Genomic DNA, 18,093 nt, shown 5'->3' with positions numbered 1-18,093 from the left:
ACGATGTGTATAGGCGTACCGGGGCAGGTGGTGGCCGTTGGCGACGATTTTCATCAACTGGCGCAGGTGGATGTGTGCGGCGTGCGCCGCGACGTCAATATCGCGCTGGTGTGCGAGGATTCACCGCGTGAATTGCTGGGACAATGGGTGCTGGTGCATGTCGGTTTCGCGATGAGCGTGATTGATGAACACGAAGCGCTGGCGACGCTGGAAGCGTTGCGCAACATGGAGATCGAAGCGTTTGCCCCTCAGCGCTGAAGCGCGTCGATGTTCGCGTCGGTCACCATCTGCGTGACCTGCGCCAGATTGCCGATCTTCGCTTCGCTGGCGCGATAGAATTTACTCTTATCAATCAACAGCAATGATTGCTGCGCCCGGCGTAACAGCTGGGCTTTGAACGCCGCATTGTGGCGGGTGGAATCCCACATATCGCCGCGCGCATCCACGCCTTCGCAGGAGAAGATAAACAGATCAATCTCCAGCGATTTCAGAAGGCTTGCGAGAGCCGGGTTCACATAGCAGCGCTCCGTGCGCGCCAGACGGCCACCCGAGCAGATAAGTTCAATCTGTTCGCGGCGCGCCATCTCCTGGCACACCGGCAGACTGTTAGTCAGCACCGTCAACGGGATATCCGGTAACTGCCGCGCCAGATGAAAACAGGTAGAGCTGGCATCCAGCGCCAGCGTCATCCCGGCTTCTATCCAGTTCAGTGCGTGGCGGGCGATGTCGGCTTTATCCGCATAATGGCTTTTTAGCCGGGTGCGAAACGGTTCCCCGCCATCATGCGATGCTGCGTGCAATGTACGCGCCAGACCGTGGCGACGCACAATTTTCCCCGCCGTTTGCAGCGCGTTGAGATCGCGGCGAATGGTTTCAATACTGACATTCAGCTGCGCCGCCAGCGCCTGGGTTGTGATGCTGTGCTGGCTGGTGAGAAGCTGCAGAATCGCTTGCTGGCGCGCGTGCTTCATGGCGTTTCCTCATGCCGTGGCGAGAGCGAAATCAGGATTTTGCCGATAGCCGCGCCGTTTTTACCGGTGTGCTTAATGTGATACATCGCGCGATCGGCACGCATCAGCGCATTAACAAAATCATCCCCGGCTTGCACTTCATCAATGCCTATCGATGCGCCTACCGACGCCTCGCCATTATCCAGCTCGAAGGGGCTGAGAATGGCACGCAAACAGCTATGCGCTGTGCTGTTAATCAGCAGGCTGTTGAGCGCAAAGGGCAGCAACAGAACAAATTCATCGCCGCCAAGCCGCCCGATGACGGTTCCCTCCGGACAGGAAGCACGCAGGCGCTGGCTGAGCTGGATCAGCAACTCATCGCCGCTGCGGTGACCAAACGTATCGTTTACCGCTTTGAAATCATCGAGATCGATAAATGCCACACACAGCGGCCCGGCGAGATTGAGTTCAGCGAAGTGTTGCAACAGTGCGTGGCGGTTCGCGAGGCCGGTCAGCGGATCGTGGTTTGCAAGCAGAGCCAGTTGCTCTTCGTACTGCTTCTCTTTGGTCATATCAATGTGCGTGCCGGTCACTTTCAGCGGCGCGCCGCTGGCGTCCCGGTCGGTGACGCGACCGCGATCGAGCACCCAGGTCACGGTGCCATTTTTATGCTGCATGCGGTGCAACGCTTCGTAAAACGGGGTTTTGCCGTGCAAATGGTCATAAAACGCATCCAGCACCCGTTGCCGGTCATCTTCATGCAGGTGTTCACGCCAGACATCAAAATGGGCGCTCAGTGCTTTGGGTTGATAGCCAAGCATCGCTCCCCAGCGGCGGTTAAAGATGATGAGCTTGCCGCTTGGCACATCCAGTTGCCACAAACAGAGTCCGGTGCCGTCGAGCGCGGCGCTGAGTTTATTGCGCGCATCGCGCGCGATCCGCACCAGCCGGGCGTTGTGCTTCTTCAGATTCTGGATCTGCTGTTTTAGCGCGTTTTCAGACATTTGGCGGGCTACGGGTAAATAAAAGGCATTCTTACGAGTTATTTCTGTTATGTAAATATGGTGTGAAAAAAAGAGCAGAAGGTGTGGAGAAAGGCGGGAGAAACCGGGCGGAATGCCGCCCGGTGGGCAAGATCAGGCGTTGCGTTTATCTTCAGTTTGCGTGTCGAAATCGCTGGCGTCGTGGCGCTCGTGCAGTTGCTCACTCGGCTCGCCGAAGGTGCGGTTAACCATGCGCCCACGTTTCACCGCCGGGCGCTCTGCAATCGCTTTCGCCCAGCGCTGGACGTTTTGGTAGCTGCCCGCGTCGAGGAATTCCGCCGCGTTATAGACATTGCCCAGCACCACGTTGCCGTACCACGGCCAGATGGCCATATCGGCGATGGTGTACTCATCCCCGGCTACAAATGTGTGCTGTGCCAGTTGCTTATCCAGCACGTCCAGTTGGCGTTTGGCTTCCATGGTAAAGCGGTTGATCGCGTACTCGATCTTCACCGGCGCATAGTTATAGAAGTGGCCAAAACCGCCGCCGAGGAAAGGTGCGGAACCTTGCAGCCAGAACAGCCAGTTCAGCGTTTCAGTGCGTTTTGCCGGATCTTTTGGCAGGAAGTGACCGAATTTTTCCGCCAGATAGAGCAGGATCGCGCCGGATTCGAACACCCGCGTCGGCGGTGTAGTGCTGTGGTCGCGCAGCGCCGGGATTTTGGAGTTCGGGTTAACCTCGACAAAACCGCTGGAGAATTGATCGCCTTCACCGATGCGAATCAGCCACGCGTCGTACTCTGCGGCACTGACGCCTTTCGCCAGTAACTCTTCCAGCATGATAGTCACTTTCTGGCCGTTCGGCGTACCGAGCGAATAGAGCTGTAACGGGTGTTTGCCGACCGGCAATGTTTTGTCATGCGTTGGGCCGGAAACCGGGCGGTTGATATTGGCAAACGCGCCGCCGCCGGATTTATCCCACGTCCAGACTTTGGGGGGCTGATAGTTGTCTGACATTTTGGCCTGCCTTTTCGTTGATGTGTTGAAGAAGTTAAGCGCCTGCAAAGCAGTGTAGCAGTCGCCTCAGGCGAGAATACGCTGCGCCCAGACGTTGATATCGTCGCCGCTACCGAGGTCGGCCTGCACCAGCCCGTTGACCATAAAGGTTGGCGAAACATGAATGCCATTCTGGCGCGCGTATTTGCTGTGCCATTTGATCTCGGTTTGCAGTTCCGGGCGGGCAAAAGCCTCTGCCAGCTTCACCCCGCTGTACTGTTCGATGCGTTCAATAATTTGCTGGGGCGTGGCGTGCATATTCGGGCCGCTGCAGTGGTCGGTAAATTCAAACTCTTCGCGATGATCGGCAACCGCTTGCAACACTTTACGCGCGGCGTTTTTGCCGTCCGCAAGCGTTGAGGCCGCGAGGATGCAGCGGATAATCACACCGGAAAACAGGTGCCACGGCTGTGATTGCAGGCGGATTTTTACCGTGACGTTATCCTCGCCGACCTGTTGAAGCAGCGCGTCCAGTTTGTTAAACGCGCGTACAGAAAAAGGGCAAGTAGGTTCGATAAATACCTCGAACGTGCGTGGGCCGTGACCCCAACTGAGCGGGGCGGCATGTAGCGGTTGTTGGCTCATTTTTCACTCCTGATATTTTATATTTTTTCGCGTTTCAAAGAGTAGCAGCATGCCGCAGGCAGGGGAAAGTCGCTTTGCCGCCGATGCGGTTAAGCAGTAAAGCGGTTGCGTTATTTTGCCGATGCGGGTGTTAAAACGTTGCGCGCTGACATGGACATTCGTTTGTTAAAATTTAGTGATAAAAATGGGCGGCGCTTCTGCTTTTAATTATATGCCCTGACTTAACGTATATTTTTTAATATCCAACTGATTTAAGTAAAATTATTGTTTTATTAAATATCGCGTGCTTATTTAATTTTTGTATGTAAATCATCCAGCTTCAGCGCTATTTGTTATTAATCTGTTTCTTTTGCCTGTCGATAATCGTTATGAGGATCTTTTTTTCGGCTCAGGCAGAGTCATTTGGCGGAATATCTGGTCATTGATAGCGGAGATAATGATGCAGGAGATTCAGGCGATTCAGGCAAGCCCGCACCTTGCCACAACAAAAGAAAACACAAACCATAAATCGGCGGCTCATACGGATAACGGCGCGGCAAATAGCGCTTCGCATGATGAGAGCACCAAAGTGACGCTCTCCAGCCGCGCAGAAAAGCACAAACACAGCAACGAGATAAAAGCCGAGCAGCAGGTTCAGGAAAAGAAAAAGGTGGAAAATCATGAAATTGATTATTCACTGGCGATGACCGGTATTCCGCAATTCGGCGGACGGCTGGTGACCATTGTTAAATATCCGGACGGCAGAACGGAAATGGTTGATGCGTTTTCGGGTAAAAAAGTAACGCAACAAGAGTTAGCCACCGCGCAGTTACAGAAAGAGAAACGCGTGGCTGAACAGCACAAACAGGACGCGAAAGCGGTCGTGCAGCAAGAGCAGATAACGGCGGGCGAATCTGAACCGACGGATATGCAATAAAGATCTCCCGTAAAACCTGTCTTATTTCAGGGGCATTAACGTTAGCGGTAGAAATCCGGTATCTATATCTGGACCTTATATTTAGCGGTTGTTGATTAAATATATCTTATATTACGCATTCGCTGACCGGAAAATAGAATAGCCTCAGTCATCTATTTGGCTTAAGGCAAAAATAGCACGATATATTTTCAGCAAAATAATGGCTGAGGATATCGGCTTGTTTGCGTTTTATTGGGCATGAATAAAACGCAATGTACCGCCTGAAATACAGGCGGCACATCTCATCAGAACAGAACGGAATAATTCAGGCCAAACGTACGGCCGCGGCCTTTATAGGTATATAAACCCGCTGCGCCGTAGGTTGGGCTGTATAAACCCGGTGCGCGTTGTCCCCACGCGGTGGTGTAATCTTCGTCCAGCAGGTTTTCAACGCTAAAGCTCAACTTACCGACGGGCAGAAGGTAGCTGCCGAGCAGGTCAACGGTGTTGTACCCGTCAATATGTTTCCCATCGGCGTCAGAAAGATCAAAGGTCTGCGTGCTTTGCAGGCGTAACGTCCAGTCGCCTGGCGCCCAGTTGACCCACGCGCTCATTTTCGACGGGCTGGCGCTATCCACGGTCAGTTTCTGCCACTTGCCATCGACGCGGGTTTGCGACTTGATGGCGTTAAAGTTTGCACCGGTGCTCCACTCGCTGTTGCTAAAGAAGTAATCGACCTGACCTTCCACACCGTAAATACGACGCTGATCATCTTCAATATTGATGGTCATGTCGCTTTTGTTGATGTTGATGGTTTTATCCGAAAGCGAGTAGTACGCGGCGATCTGCGTACGCAGGCTATCGCCGGTGAAGCGCCAGCCCAGCTCGTAGGCATTCACTTTAATGCCGTCCAGCTTCGAATCGTTCACGTTGACGCTGTTAACCAGACGGTAGTGGCCGTTTTCCAGCTTGTAGGTGCCGGAACCGTAATATTTCGCCAGGTCCGGGATTTCAAAGCCTTGCGAGAAGTTAAACCACACCTGCTGGCGTTCGCTCAGATGACCGAGGATACCGGCGTTGAACAGCAGATTGTTGTAATCCGTTTTGCCGCCTGGCACCGCGTCTGCCGAGGTCGCCTTGCCGGTGGCGATGGCTTGCTGCTGCGCGTAGCCCACAAAGTCGTCGACTCTGTTTTCCGTGTACTGGTAGCGCACGCCACCGCTCAGGGTGATGGCCGCAATGTCATAGCTGCTTTGCAGGAACGGCGCGAGGTTCGTGATGCTGTAGCCGGGATAGCGCCCGACGTTATAAGCGTTATCCAGTTTCATCCCACCGCTGGCGGCGGCGTTGCTGAGATTGAAAAATTGCTGGTTGGCATCGAACGTTTCATGTTCGGCGTCCACGCCCCAGGTCAAGGTCAGATCTTCCAGCGGTTTGCTGTTGAGAGTGAGTTTGCCGCCGTAGAAATCGGTTTTTTGCTGTGATGCGCCAATGCTGGTCACCGAGCCGCCGGAAAGCGTCGGGAAGGGATAATAGGTCAGGCTTTCGTCACGGTAGTAAATCTGCGCCAGTAAATCCTGGCCCCAGAAATCGCTGTTGGCGTATTGCAGGTTAATTAAGTGGCGTTCGGTGCCGGGGATGCGGTCGGAATCAAGATTGCTTTTGTTGTAAGCGTTGCCGGAGCCGCGCACCGCCGAGAAGTTTTCGCCAAGGAAAAGGCCGTGCTTACCGTCAGACTGGCTTTTGTAATACTGCGTGGTGAGCTGTAACTGCTGATGATCGTCGATATTCAGCGTGCCGGTACCCATTACATCCAGGCGGTCTGAATACTGCAAACCGGTTTGCGTGTTATCAATGATCACTTCATTGCCTTTGCCGTCGTACCAACCGCCATAGCGCTGGTACGCCACAGAGAGGCGACCCGACGCGTTATCGTTACCACCGCTGACCGCAGCGGCGATGTTCTCGTCGTGATCGTTATGGCTGTTAAAACCGCTTTTCGTGCCGGTCTGGAATTCAACCTCGGTTTCCGGCTGGCCTTTTTTGGTGACGATATTGATTAAACCGCCGGTACTGCCACCGCCGTACAGCGATGTCGCGCCGGAAATCACTTCGATGCGCGCAATGTTAAACGGATCGATAGCATCGAGCTGGCGGCTGTCGCTGCGGGACGAGTTCAGACGTACGCCGTCGACCATCACCATCATTGAACGGCCGCGCAAATTCATACCGTAATTGGTGCGTCCCTGGCTGCTGACGTCCATCCCGGGAATTAGCTGCGCCAGCACCTCTTTTAACTCTTTTCCGCCCTGAACCTGCTGCTCAATTTCAGCCTGTTCAATGACCCAGGTGGTTTGCGCCATATCCGTAACGCTGTGGTTTGCGCGGCTGGCGGCAACCACCAGTGTCTCTTCTTTTTGACCTTCCGCCGAGGCGTGAGCGGAAAACATCATCAATAAACAAGGATTTAATGCCCAAAGATAACGAGATTTCATTGTTATGGTGATCCTGATTTAACAGAAGTACGGCGGCGCTGATCCTCCCGGCCGCAAGCAATATCGCTATTTATTGATAGCGATTATCAAGATGATATGAATTATCGTTACCATGTAAACGCTTTATGTAAAAAAATGTTGGAATAACCCGGTGATTTCCATGAGATTTTTAGGGTTTTTGACCGTGAATCTGAACAGACAAAGGGCGGGGAGGGCACCGGGTTCGATAACGATACCGCCCGGTATAATAAGGTTGCTGGTATTTATTGCTTGATGCGTTTACGGCAAGTGAAAAGGTATTTTAGCGGGGGTTAGCGCTTCGTTTTGTTATGCTTTTCTTTAAAATCCGCAATCGCCTGATTGATGTTATCTGTTTCGATGGCGTCCACTTTTTCGCCTTCGAAAAAGATTTCATAGTGGCCTGAAACATATTTAAAGGTAAATATCTTACCCTGATAACGCACGCGCTTTTCTTTTACAGACAATCCCCTGCTGCGCATAGCCACTTTTGCCATTGTATCTATCTTTTTATTTTTCATAATAATTTGTCTTACCTGTGCAGGTTGTTTTGCGATGTTTGGTATTAAACCCACTCAATCTGATGTTAATTTGTTATTCATGGAAAAGATAGCCACGGTTGTCTGATTCGCTGGATTGATAATATATGAAACATTTAACCTGATGTTAAGGTTGTCTTAATCTTCTGCGTATCCTGCAATTGTGAATTAGTGGATTAATTCATTTTTTAATTTTTGATGATATTTAATTTCAAACTCATTCTTCTGATAATAGTTTTGATTCTCATTTCATTTCCGCTACGATTAAAATCCAGCCCAGCTCGTATGTGCTGACTGTTACACATAATTTAAAAGGAATGATGATGAAGAACCGCTTTTTGCCGCTCTGTTCACTTGCACTGGTCATCTCTTCAGTTTTTGCTGCTCCCGCGGCGCTCGCCGCCGATAACGACGACGGTATCGTGGTCTATAACGCGCAGCACGAAAACCTGACAAAATCCTGGGTCGACGAATTCACCAAAGAAACCGGCATCAAAGTCACGTTGCGTAACGGCGGCGACACGGAGCTGGGTAATCAACTGGTGCAGGAAGGCAACGTTTCGCCAGCGGATGTGTTTCTGACGGAAAACTCCCCGGCGATGACGCTGGTCGACAACGCCGGGCTTTTTGCGCCGCTCAATGCGGATACGCTGAAACAAGTTCCGGCGCAGTTTCGTCCGGCGCATGGTCGCTGGACTGGTATTGCCGCGCGCAGCACTGTTTTTGTCTATAACCCGGCGAAACTCTCCGCCTCGCAGTTACCTGCGTCGATCATGGATTTAGCCAAACCGGAATGGAAAGGCCGCTGGGCGGCGTCGCCTTCAGGCGCTGATTTCCAGGCCATTGTCAGCGCGATGCTGACCCTGAAAGGTGAAAAAGCCACGCTCGACTGGCTGAAAGCGATGAAAACCAACTTTGTGCCTTACAAAGGCAACAGCACGGTGATGAAAGCGGTCAATGCCGGACAAATCGACGGCGGCGTGATTTATCACTACTACTACTTTGTCGATCAGGCGAAAACCGGCGAGAACAGCAAAAACACTCAGCTTCACTACTTTAAACATCAGGATCCGGGCGCGTTCGTCAGCATCTCTGGCGGCGGCGTTTTAGCGTCCAGCAAACATCAGAAACAGGCGCAGGCGTTTATCAAATGGATAACCGGCAAGCAGGGCCAGGAGATGCTGCGTACCAACAATGCGTTTGAATACGCAGTAGGGGAAGGCGCGGCATCTAACGCAAAACTGGTTCCGCTGGCGCAATTAGACGCACCGAAAGTGGAACCCTCTGCGCTTAACAGCAAAAAAGTCAGCGAGTTAATGACCGAAGCCGGTCTTTTGTAATCACGCAGGAAAGAGTGCCTGATGTCCAGTTTAAGTCTCCCGGCGGCTAGCAATGCGGCCTGCCATGCCGCCCGGCACCGCCCTTCGTGGGTGCTGGTGATATTTGCCCTTTTTGTCGCGGCACTGGCCTTACTGCCCGTTGGTTTTGTCATCGGTGTCGGTATTGATACCGGCTGGGCGACGGTGCAGGCGCTCATTTTTCGCCCGCGTGTGGGTGAGTTGCTCGTCAACACCTTCTGGCTCATTGCACTTGCTGTACCCGCCAGCGTCGCGCTTGGCACGTCGCTGGCGTGGCTCACCGAACGGACGTCGCTGCCCGGCCGGCGCATATGGGCCGTGCTGGCGGTTGCGCCACTGGCAATCCCGGCGTTTGTACAAAGCTATGCCTGGGTGAGCGTTTTGCCTGGGTTTAATGGATTACCCGCGGCAGTGTTTATCGCCGTGCTGGCCTATTTTCCGTTTATTTATATGCCGGTCGCGGCGGTGTTGCGCCGCCTCGATCCCAGCCTTGAGGATGTTGCGGCATCGCTTGGCACTCCGCCGTGGCGGATCTTTTTTCGCGTGATCTTGCCCCAGCTCCGGCTGGCGCTTTGTGGCGGTGCGCTGCTGGTGGCGCTGCACTTGCTGGCGGAATATGGCCTGTTTGTGATGATCCGCTTCGATACCTTCACCACCGCGATTTACGATCAGTTTCAGTCAACGTTCAGCGGCCCGGCCGCCAATATGCTCGCCGGTGTGCTGGCGCTCTGCTGCCTGGCGTTGCTGCTGCTGGAGACGGCGGCGCGCGGCAAAGCGCGCTATGCGCGGGTGGGCTCAGGGTCAGCGCGCAAGCAACAACGCCGCGCACTTGGGCGCTGGGGCTGTGGGCTGGGGTTATTGCTGGCGGCATGCACGGTGGCGCTGTCATTCGGTACGCCGATTGCCGTGCTCGGCCGCTGGTTGTGGCTCGGTGGGTTCGATAACTGGTATCGCGCGGATCTCTGGCTTTCACTGCGCCAGACTCTTTTTCTGGCCGTTTGCGGGGCGCTGATCACCACCGCGTTCGCCATTCCGACGGCGTGGCTCTCGGTGCGCCATCCGCGCCGCGTATTTCGCTTTCTCGAAGGCTGTAATTACATCACCAGCGCATTGCCCGGCATTGTGGTGGCGCTGGCGCTGGTTACCGTGACCATTCATTACGCGCGCCCGATTTACCAGACCGAAGTGACGCTGTTTCTCGCCTGGCTGTTGATGTTTATGCCCAGAGCATTAATCAACTTACGCGCCGGGATTGCGCAAGCGCCGGTCGAGCTTGAGCAGGTGGCGCAAAGCCTTGGCACCTCGCCTGGCAGAGCGCTGGTGAGTGTTACGCTGCGGCTGGCTGCACCGGGTGCTTCCACCGCGGCGGCATTAGTCTTTCTGGGTGTGAGCACGGAACTGACCGCCACGCTGCTGCTTTCCCCGCTTGGTACGCGCACGCTGGCGACAGGGTTCTGGGCGCTGACCAGCGAGATCGACTACGTGGCGGCGGCACCTTATGCGTTGCTGATGATTTTGATCTCCTTGCCGTTGACCGGCCTGCTGTATAAGCAATCACAAAAACTTTCGGGTCTTTAAGATGTTAGAACTGGCAACAATTTCGAAAAGCTTTGCCGCTGCGCGCGTGCTGGATGATGTCAATCTGGTGATTCCTGCGGGTAGCCGCACGGCGATTGTCGGCCCGTCCGGGTCGGGGAAAACCACACTGTTGCGTTTGATCGCCGGGTTTGAAATGCCGGACAGCGGGCGTATCGAGTTGCAGGGAAAAACCTTGTTTGGCGATGGCCAGTTTGTCCCGGCTCACCAACGCAACATTGGCTTTGTGCCGCAAGAAGGCGCGCTGTTTCCGCACCTTCGCGTCGGAGAAAACATTGCCTGGGGGCTTAAAGGTTCGCGCCACGAGAAGCAACGCCGTGTCGACGAGTTAATGGCGATGGTGTCGCTGGACAGCAAGCTGGCGGCGCGCTGGCCGCATGAGATCTCCGGTGGTCAGCAACAACGTGTGGCGCTGGCCAGAGCGCTGGCGCAGAAACCGGCGCTGATGTTGCTCGACGAACCGTTTTCGGCGCTGGACACTGGTCTGCGCGCCGCCACGCGTAAAGCCACGGCGGATTTGCTGACTGAAGCCGGCGTTGCATCCATTCTGGTTACTCACGATCAGAAAGAAGCACTCTCCTTCGCCAGCCAGATTGTGGTGATCCGCCACGGCCGCTTTGCGCAGGTGGGATCGCCGTTCGCGGTCTATTCGCAACCGATTGATGAGGAGACGGCGCTGTTTTTGGGTGATGCGCTGATTCTATCTGCCGATGTGGCACAAGGGCGTGCGCACTGTCTGCTTGGCGATGTGGCGGTGGATAACCCGGCGCTTTCTGGCGCTCATCGCATTATGTTGCGCCCGGAGCAGGTAAGTGTGGTGCCGTGCGATGAGCATCAAACCTACCCGCAGGCACAAATTATCGATATGGATTTTGCCGGATACCTTTCGTCATTGACGCTGCTGTTTTCGCAAACCGGCGAACGCCTGACATTACAAGCCATCACCCGCCCGGACTGGCGACCTGGCATGAAAGTGAATCTGCAGGTTAACGGTAGCGCCCGCGTATTCCCCCGCTGAATGTAATGCCCGGTTAACGCCGGGTTTGTTTATCAATTGTCATATTCTTGAGACCGATCTCAAAACGATGTTTTCGCATGTGTAAAACTTCGTTTCGTTTTGTATCGCCATAAAAATAAAAGCCTTTGTTGACCCGTAATGCCTGATGGCGTTCACTCTTGGCCACATTTTCCAGAAACAGAAACGCGCGATTACACCGGTGCAGCCTGCCGGGAGAACCTGTTTCAGGAGAATGATCCATGCAATACCCTCTGGGACTTAGTGTGCTGTTTTGTTGCCTGCCAGCGATGGCGAATGCGGCAACGATACTTGAAGGCGCGGTTTTCGCCGACGCGCCACTGGCGGGCGCTCCGGTAACGGTGACCGACAGTTCAGGCAAGCGCCTTACCACCAAAACGCGCAGCGATGGACGCTATTCGCTGGCGGTTGATGCCCTCACACCGCCGTTAACCCTTTCCACGACTCAGAGCACGGGCGGCGCTGAGTCGTGTTTGCGAAGCGATGAACCGCGTGCACGCTGCATGGCCTCGCTACGGATTACGCTGCAAAAAGAGCGTCGTAATACCGCTAATATCACCCCCTTTACCGACAGACTAGTCTCCGAAGTGGCCGGTCAGTTGGGCTATATCGGCCCACAGCAGTGGGTTGAACGCGGTGATAACCGCAAGCTGAATGCCGGTTTGCTGGCCGGGCCGCTGGCTAACTTTCGGCATGGCATGGCCGACGCGTTGCGTTTATCTGGCCTGAGTGCGCAAACCGCCGATCCGGTGCAGACCCCCATTCGCACCGGCAACGGTATGGCGCGGATTTTGTCGGTGATTAACCACAATCGTAACTATGACAACAACAGCGGCGAGGCGGGCGCGGCAGTGCTGACCGACAGCGCCTTTCGTCCGATTGTCGGTTTACAGAACAGCGGGCCGTGGGAACCGTTAGATTTGCCGCGTGCGCTACGCGACCGGCAGGCTATCAGTAGCGCGAAAACGCGTATTTTGCTGGTCAGTGACTCCACCGCCGCCACCTATGAAGTCGCCCGTTTACCGCGCATGGGCTGGGGGCAAGTTTTCCAGCACGCGTTTCGCGCCGACAGCGGCGTTGTGGTGCTTAACGGTGCGCGTTCCGGGCGCTCCAGCCGCGATTTCTACAACGAAGGCTGGTACCAGCAAATGGCGCGTGATTTGCGCCCTGGCGACTATGTCTTTATCGCCCATGGTCATAACGATCAAAATTGCGATGGCGATAAAGCGGTGCGCGGCGCGGCCGACGTGAAAAACCTCTGCACCTATCCCAATGATGCCAGCGGCAATCCGCAGTTTCCGCCGGGGGAACCATTGTTGTCGTTCCAGCACTCGCTGGAGCGCTATATCACGCTGGCGCGTGCAGCGGGCGCGACGCCGGTGCTGTTGACACCAACCACGCGGGTAAAAAACCGCGCCGGGAAAACGGCTTTTCAGCAGGGTGCCGACGATGTGGTGGTCAGCAGTCATTACACGGTGAAAAAGCCGGGTTACCGCTTTGCCGGAAACTACATCGACACCATCAAACAGACCGCCCAACGCAACCACGTGCCGCTTATTGATCTGGAAAAAGCGACCATCGATTTCGCCAATGCGCACGCCAGTAACTGGATGAATTACTGGCTGGCTGTGGATGTGAACGACCCGCGCTACTCCTGGTATAAAACGCAAACTTCCGGGATTCGCAGCAATCCTGATACCACCCATTTCCAGCAACAAGGTGCAGAAGCTGTCGCATCGATGGTAGCTGATCTAATCCGGACCACACCTGAATTGACCTCGCTTGCTGACAAACTAAAACCCTAAGGAGAGACCGATGAAAACACTGCACTATTCCGCGCTGTTGCTGGCGTGTATCAGCGTTTCCGCTCAGGCGAGCGAGTGGAACGCCATTGTCTCCACCGCGCCGCAAGCCGGTGAGTTCGCCACCATCAGCCAGGCGCTGGCCGCCGCGCCTGACAGCGGTACGCCGTGGCGGATCCTGGTCAAAGAGGGGCGCTGGAACGAACGGCTGGTGATTGAAAAACCGGTCACGCTGGTGGGGCAATCCAGAGAGCAAACGCAGATTGAAGCGAATACGCCCGCCGGTGCATTAGGCAGTGACGGGCAGAAGCTTGGCACCGGGCGTACCAGCACGGTGGAAGTGCGTGCCTCTGGCGTGACCATTGAAAACCTGACCATTCGCAATAGCTTTGATTTCCCGGCCAATGCCGCGCTGGCGGATGGTGATGCGAAGAAGCTGAAAGACACGCAGGCGGTGGCGCTGATGGTGTCGGAAAATGTCGATAAAGCGCGTTTCCGCCATGTCCGGCTCGAAGGTTACCAGGACACCTTTTACAGCAAGAGCGGAAGCCGCAGTTATTTCACCGATTGCGAAGTGAGCGGGCACGTTGACTTTATCTTTGGCCCCGGCATTGCGGTGTTTGACCGCTGCGAGATTATCGCCCGTAACCGCAATGATATTGCCCCGCCGTATGGCTATATCACCGCGCCCGCGACGCAGGCAGATGAGAAGTTTGGCTTGTTGATCATCAACAGCAAGCTCAGCAAAGAAGCGGGCGTTCCGGCGAAAAGTTTCGCGCTGGGTCGCCCGTGGCATCCGACAACACAATTCAGCGACGGGCGCTATGCCGATCCGAACGCCATTGGCCTGGCGGCATTTATCAACTGCGAAATCGACGACCATATTTATGGCTGGGATAAAATGTCCGGCAAAGATAAAGCCGGGGAGAAGATCTGGTTTTATCCGGAAGACAGCCGTTTTTATGAGTTTGATAACCGTGGTCCGGGCGCCGGACAGGGCGGTACAAAATACCAGTTAAGCAAGGCGGACGCCGCGCAATATAATCTGGCGGCGATTTTCAGCGGCTGGGATAACGCGCTGCTGGAGTAAAGGATTATGCCCCCGTGAGCGGGGGCAATTTATGAAGATCAGTTGCCGTATTTCACGTTAAACCCGAGCGTATCGCCAACGGTAGTGTATTCACGGAAATTGAAAATCAGCGGTTTCCATTTGCCTGAATTAACAATGCCATTTTCATTTAACAGCGCGTTTTCAACCCATAAGTTCACGATATCCAGCTCAGCCAACATAAAACGGCCTTTATCGCTGGTGGAGACTAAGCGGCATTCCGCCTGGATTGGGCACTCGGCAACGCGCGGCGGCGCGACATCGACAGAGGCTTCTGTGTGTAACCCGGCTTTGGCGAATTTATCGTGGCAGATTTCAACGCCCCACTTGGTCTGGTTTTCCGACAGGCTATCGCCGCCGGTAAGTTTGCCGATTTGCTCCACTTTTTCCCAAAGCGTGTGATCGGGAATATTGATCACGGCGTCTGAACCGGCCAATAAATTATTGTAGGTTTTACCGCCTTTGCTGATGCCAATAATCAGTTTCTCGCCCAGAGAAATAGAGGAGGATGCCGCTGAAATATTTGTGTTGCCATCTTTATCTTGCGTGGTGACTAAAAAAACGGGAAAGCCATAATAAAAAGAATTGAGTTTGGATTTGCTTTTCATTGCGCGTTGATTCCTGCTTATAAATAATTATCTGTCATTTTTCCCCCGTCATGGTGTATTTATCAATAACCCTTTCTGAGTAATAAAATTCAGCGGAAATAACCCCTAAAAAAAGTAGTCCACAAATTATAAAACAGGTATATCATATGCAACAAATGCTTTTCCCCCTCCCGGCAAACCTGCTTTGCTGAGACACAAAGAGGATGAAACATGCAACGAATTGCGATACCCGCGAACTATGTCCACACCCGTTCGACGCCGTTCTGGACCAAAGAAACCGCCCCGGCGTCCATCTGGAAACGCCATCTCGATGCCGGAACACGCCAGGGCGTCTACCCGCGTTTGAGTGTGCTGCAAGGGGCGATCCGCTATTACGGTTACGCCGATGAAACCAGCCCGCAACCGGTAGAGACATTAACGATTAATGCCGGTGAATTTGGCGTTTTCCCGCCGGAAAAATGGCACAACATTGAAGCATTAAGCGACGATACGATATTTAGCGTCGATTTCTATGTTGACCCGAAAATTTTGATTGAAGGCTGAGGTAATTCTGATGACGACTGAAAACAAAGGTTATTCTTTAGCAGTTTCTAACCGTGCTAACAATGAGACGCAGGAAAAGGTCTATCTCAAGCCAATGTCGTTATATGTTCCTGATGTTGCTGTACAGGCGGTTGCGGAACTGATTGCGGGTCTTACTGACGCTAAAGAAAGTTCCAGTGAATTTATCCTGACGGTGACTAACAATAATAACGGGGTTTCAGTGGATAAAGAGTTTTCCTCGCTTAATGAGCTGAAAGATCCGCTTAATGCCGCAGACGCGGTGAAAGAGTTGATTAATATCGTTCGCGGCTATGAATCGGACGAAGAAACTAACGTGTGCGGCTGGTAATCGAAGCGGCCTCAGGAGGTATTATGGCGCATCAAATTCCTGTTCATTTCCGTCATACCCGCTCAACGCCTTTCTGGACGAAAGAGACGGTTCCACAGGCGCTGCTCACCCATCACAACACCAAAAAAGGGGTCTATGGCCGTTTGTCGGTGATGCAGGGGGCCGTGAAATATTTTGGTTTTGCCAGTGAGCATGACACCACGCCGGAAGTGGAAGTGGTGATTGAAGCCGGGCATTTTGGCATTAGCCCGCCGCAATACTGGCACCATATTGAACTGTTAACCGATGACACCTACTTCAATATCGATTTCTTTGCCGACCCCAACGAAGCGCTGGAAGGGAAGGGGATTGGCCAGGTTGTGAATACCCATCGCAGCTAAACAGTTCACGCCCGCTTTGCGGCGGGCGTTTTTAAAAGTTCTCAATAAACCGTTTTACAGCAGGCGATCGCTCGAATTTGCGCCACGCCAGCGCCACATCCGTTTTTAATGTCTGTTCCGCCATCCGGTGAAATGTCACTTGCGGGTGGCTGAAACAGGCCATGGATTGCGGAACGATAGCGAAACCGAAACCCGCGGCCACCATGCTCAGCGAAGAGGAGAACTGCGACGCTTGTTGCTGATTTTCCATATCAATACCCGCGCGCAGACAGGCGTTGTACACCAGTTCATACAGACCCGGTGCGACCTGCTGAGGGAAGATAATGCACGGTGTTTGCTGCAATTCGTTAAGCGAGATATCTGCTTTTGCAGCAAGCGGATGCGAGCGGTGTAACGCCAGCACCATCGGTTCTTCATCGATCAATTTCAGGTTGAACATTTTGCTGTTTTCGCATGGCAGGCGCACAAAGGCGACATCAATCAGCCCCTCTTCCAGCTCCTGCATCAGCGTCGCCATATTGTCCTCTTTTTGATACAGCGCCACCTGCGGATAGCTTTGCTGAAACTGGCGAAGCGCGGAAAAAATCTGCGTGTGAAACGCATTGGAGCTGGTCACGCCAAGGTACAATTTTCCATTAATTCCCCGCGCAATTCCTTTCGCTTTTTCCATTGCCGCATCGCTCAATGCGATGATTTGACAGGCATCTTCATAAAACGCTTCACCCGCTTCGGTGAGCTCAACGCCGCGAGTTTGCCGGTAAAAAAGCGGTGTGCCCACTTCCTGCTCAAGACGACGAATTTGCTGACTTAATGGCGGTTGCGACATGCCCAGCATTTCTGCGGCACGGGTGAAATGTTGCGTCTGCGCAACGGCAACAAAATAGCGTAGATAACGGAGTTCCATATTAAAAACATCTCAAACCCTGATGCTTTGTATATTGGAATCTATCGCTGAATCGCGTCAATAATTAATCAGCTTTTCTAAACGACTGCTCAGCGAGGTAAAGGATAATGAGTCATCTAACCGGTTGTTCTTGCGAGGAAAGTCTACGGGAAACATTTCGTGCCTTTTCAGAAACTCGCCCAGAATGTGTGATATATCAAACATCGCTAATGAGTGCGCTATTAAGCGGTGTTTACGAAGGAAATACCACGATTGAGGATTTACTTAATCACGGTGATTTTGGTCTTGGCACCTTTAACGAGCTGGATGGCGAATTAATTGCGTTCAACAGTGAGGTTTACCAGTTGCGTGCTGATGGCAGTGCCCGTGAGGCTAGCCCACAGCAAAAAACGCCGTTCGCGGTAATGACCTGGTTTAAACCGCAGCATCGCGTTGAGCTCGACAAACCAGCCAGCCGCCAGCAACTGCACGACATCATCGATAAAGCGATCCCCTCCGATAACATTTTCTGCGCGCTGCGTATTGATGGCCATTTTCGCCATGCGCATACCCGTACCGTTCCACGCCAGACGCCGCCTTATCGCGCTATGACCGATGTGCTTGATGATCAACCGGTGTTCCGTTTTAACGGGCGCGATGGCGTGCTGGTCGGGTTCCGCACACCCCAGCATATGCAGGGCATTAATGTGGCAGGCTATCACGAGCACTTTATTACGGACGATCGTCACGGCGGCGGACACCTGCTGGATTACCAGCTTGAAAGCGGCACGCTGACATTTGGAGAAATCCACCATTTGATGATCGACCTGCCTGCAGATGCGGCGTTTCTTCGCGCGAATTTACACCCGGATAATCTGGATGCTGCCATCCGTTCGGTTGAGAGCTGAG

At 53.6% G+C, this 18,093-nt stretch carries 20 protein-coding genes; 11 read left to right on the top strand and 9 right to left on the bottom strand.

What is annotated here, in order from left to right; translation table 11 throughout:
• Window positions 1-3 precede the first annotated feature (3 nt).
• Window positions 4-258: a hydrogenase maturation factor HybG gene (gene hybG / locus DFO56_RS17445; RefSeq protein ID WP_017457498.1), complete on the top strand. Its 255-nt coding sequence runs from the start codon at window positions 4-6 to the stop codon at window positions 256-258.
• Here the strand turns inward: hybG and fucR are convergent.
• The 4 genes from fucR to DFO56_RS17425 form a co-directional block, all read right to left on the bottom strand.
• On the bottom strand, window positions 249-971 hold the full coding sequence (fucR, locus tag DFO56_RS17440; protein WP_045512152.1) for an L-fucose operon activator: 723 nt from the start codon (window positions 969-971) through the stop codon (window positions 249-251). The genes hybG and fucR overlap by 10 nt on opposite strands.
• The gene (locus DFO56_RS17435) at window positions 968-1,954 is read right to left on the bottom strand and encodes a sensor domain-containing diguanylate cyclase (RefSeq protein ID WP_045512155.1); all 987 of its coding nucleotides are present in this window, start codon (window positions 1,952-1,954) and stop codon (window positions 968-970) included. The genes fucR and DFO56_RS17435 overlap by 4 nt, the downstream gene beginning before the upstream one ends.
• Window positions 1,955-2,086: 132 nt before the next feature.
• Window positions 2,087-2,950 carry a glutathione-dependent disulfide-bond oxidoreductase gene (gene yghU, locus DFO56_RS17430; protein ID WP_020455244.1) on the bottom strand — a complete coding sequence of 288 codons (864 nt, stop codon included), beginning with the start codon at window positions 2,948-2,950 and terminating at the stop codon, window positions 2,087-2,089.
• Between the two features lie 66 nt (window positions 2,951-3,016).
• A complete protein-coding gene (locus tag DFO56_RS17425) occupies window positions 3,017-3,574 on the bottom strand; it encodes a thioredoxin domain-containing protein (RefSeq protein ID WP_020455243.1) in 558 nt (185 codons plus the stop codon).
• A gap of 436 nt (window positions 3,575-4,010) precedes the next feature.
• Between DFO56_RS17425 and DFO56_RS17420 the strand changes: the two genes are divergently transcribed.
• Window positions 4,011-4,490, top strand: a complete 480-nt coding sequence (locus tag DFO56_RS17420; RefSeq protein ID WP_233500414.1) for a hypothetical protein — start codon at window positions 4,011-4,013, stop codon at window positions 4,488-4,490.
• Window positions 4,491-4,774: 284 nt separating this feature from the next.
• Here DFO56_RS17420 and DFO56_RS17415 read toward each other — a convergent pair whose 3' ends face one another.
• Entirely contained in the window at window positions 4,775-6,964 is a 2,190-nt protein-coding gene (locus DFO56_RS17415) for a TonB-dependent siderophore receptor (protein WP_020455241.1), read from the bottom strand.
• Window positions 6,965-7,275: 311 nt separating this feature from the next.
• On the bottom strand, window positions 7,276-7,503 hold the full coding sequence (locus tag DFO56_RS17410) for a hypothetical protein (RefSeq protein WP_020455240.1): 228 nt from the start codon (window positions 7,501-7,503) through the stop codon (window positions 7,276-7,278).
• A gap of 341 nt (window positions 7,504-7,844) precedes the next feature.
• On the opposite strand from DFO56_RS17410, the gene DFO56_RS17405 reads away from it, so the two are divergent.
• From DFO56_RS17405 to DFO56_RS17395, 3 genes are read left to right on the top strand one after another with little or no spacing between them, the layout of a single operon-like run.
• Entirely contained in the window at window positions 7,845-8,861 is a 1,017-nt protein-coding gene (locus DFO56_RS17405; RefSeq protein ID WP_045512161.1) for an iron ABC transporter substrate-binding protein, read from the top strand.
• 21 nt (window positions 8,862-8,882) lie between these two features.
• The gene (locus DFO56_RS17400) at window positions 8,883-10,457 is read left to right on the top strand and encodes an iron ABC transporter permease (protein ID WP_045512164.1); all 1,575 of its coding nucleotides are present in this window, start codon (window positions 8,883-8,885) and stop codon (window positions 10,455-10,457) included.
• Between the two features lies 1 nt (window position 10,458).
• Entirely contained in the window at window positions 10,459-11,493 is a 1,035-nt protein-coding gene (locus DFO56_RS17395) for an ABC transporter ATP-binding protein (protein ID WP_045512169.1), read from the top strand.
• Window positions 11,494-11,506: 13 nt separating this feature from the next.
• On the opposite strand, the gene DFO56_RS17390 is transcribed toward DFO56_RS17395, so the two are convergent.
• The gene (locus DFO56_RS17390) at window positions 11,507-11,734 is read right to left on the bottom strand and encodes a hypothetical protein (RefSeq protein ID WP_045512173.1); all 228 of its coding nucleotides are present in this window, start codon (window positions 11,732-11,734) and stop codon (window positions 11,507-11,509) included.
• Between DFO56_RS17390 and DFO56_RS17385 the strand changes: the two genes are divergently transcribed.
• Window positions 11,733-13,316, top strand: a complete 1,584-nt coding sequence (locus tag DFO56_RS17385) for a rhamnogalacturonan acetylesterase (protein ID WP_045512176.1) — start codon at window positions 11,733-11,735, stop codon at window positions 13,314-13,316. The two genes, DFO56_RS17390 and DFO56_RS17385, sit on opposite strands and share 2 nt — an antisense overlap.
• A gap of 10 nt (window positions 13,317-13,326) precedes the next feature.
• The gene (locus DFO56_RS17380) at window positions 13,327-14,403 is read left to right on the top strand and encodes a pectinesterase family protein (protein WP_045512179.1); all 1,077 of its coding nucleotides are present in this window, start codon (window positions 13,327-13,329) and stop codon (window positions 14,401-14,403) included.
• Window positions 14,404-14,441: 38 nt separating this feature from the next.
• On the opposite strand, the gene DFO56_RS17375 is transcribed toward DFO56_RS17380, so the two are convergent.
• Window positions 14,442-15,029, bottom strand: coding sequence for a flavin reductase family protein (locus tag DFO56_RS17375; protein WP_020455233.1), 588 nt, complete (start codon window positions 15,027-15,029; stop codon window positions 14,442-14,444).
• A 210-nt stretch (window positions 15,030-15,239) separates the two neighbouring features.
• On the opposite strand from DFO56_RS17375, the gene DFO56_RS17370 reads away from it, so the two are divergent.
• From DFO56_RS17370 to DFO56_RS17360, 3 genes are read left to right on the top strand one after another with little or no spacing between them, the layout of a single operon-like run.
• Entirely contained in the window at window positions 15,240-15,572 is a 333-nt protein-coding gene (locus DFO56_RS17370; RefSeq protein WP_045512182.1) for a DUF1971 domain-containing protein, read from the top strand.
• A 10-nt stretch (window positions 15,573-15,582) separates the two neighbouring features.
• Window positions 15,583-15,921: a DUF1869 domain-containing protein gene (locus DFO56_RS17365; RefSeq protein WP_045512185.1), complete on the top strand. Its 339-nt coding sequence runs from the start codon at window positions 15,583-15,585 to the stop codon at window positions 15,919-15,921.
• Between the two features lie 23 nt (window positions 15,922-15,944).
• Window positions 15,945-16,301, top strand: coding sequence for a DUF1971 domain-containing protein (locus DFO56_RS17360; protein ID WP_020455230.1), 357 nt, complete (start codon window positions 15,945-15,947; stop codon window positions 16,299-16,301).
• Window positions 16,302-16,332: 31 nt separating this feature from the next.
• Here the strand turns inward: DFO56_RS17360 and DFO56_RS17355 are convergent, their stop codons facing one another.
• Window positions 16,333-17,205, bottom strand: coding sequence for a LysR family transcriptional regulator (locus tag DFO56_RS17355; RefSeq protein ID WP_045512188.1), 873 nt, complete (start codon window positions 17,203-17,205; stop codon window positions 16,333-16,335).
• Between the two features lie 107 nt (window positions 17,206-17,312).
• Between DFO56_RS17355 and budA the strand changes: the two genes are divergently transcribed.
• On the top strand, window positions 17,313-18,092 hold the full coding sequence (gene budA, locus DFO56_RS17350) for an acetolactate decarboxylase (protein WP_045512191.1): 780 nt from the start codon (window positions 17,313-17,315) through the stop codon (window positions 18,090-18,092).
• Window position 18,093: the final 1 nt, after the last annotated feature.

This window comes from Kosakonia sp. AG348, from assembly GCF_003337365.1.
In the GTDB taxonomy this organism is placed as follows: Bacteria; Pseudomonadota; Gammaproteobacteria; order Enterobacterales; family Enterobacteriaceae; genus Kosakonia.
This window is presented reverse-complemented; position numbering and strand designations above follow the sequence as displayed.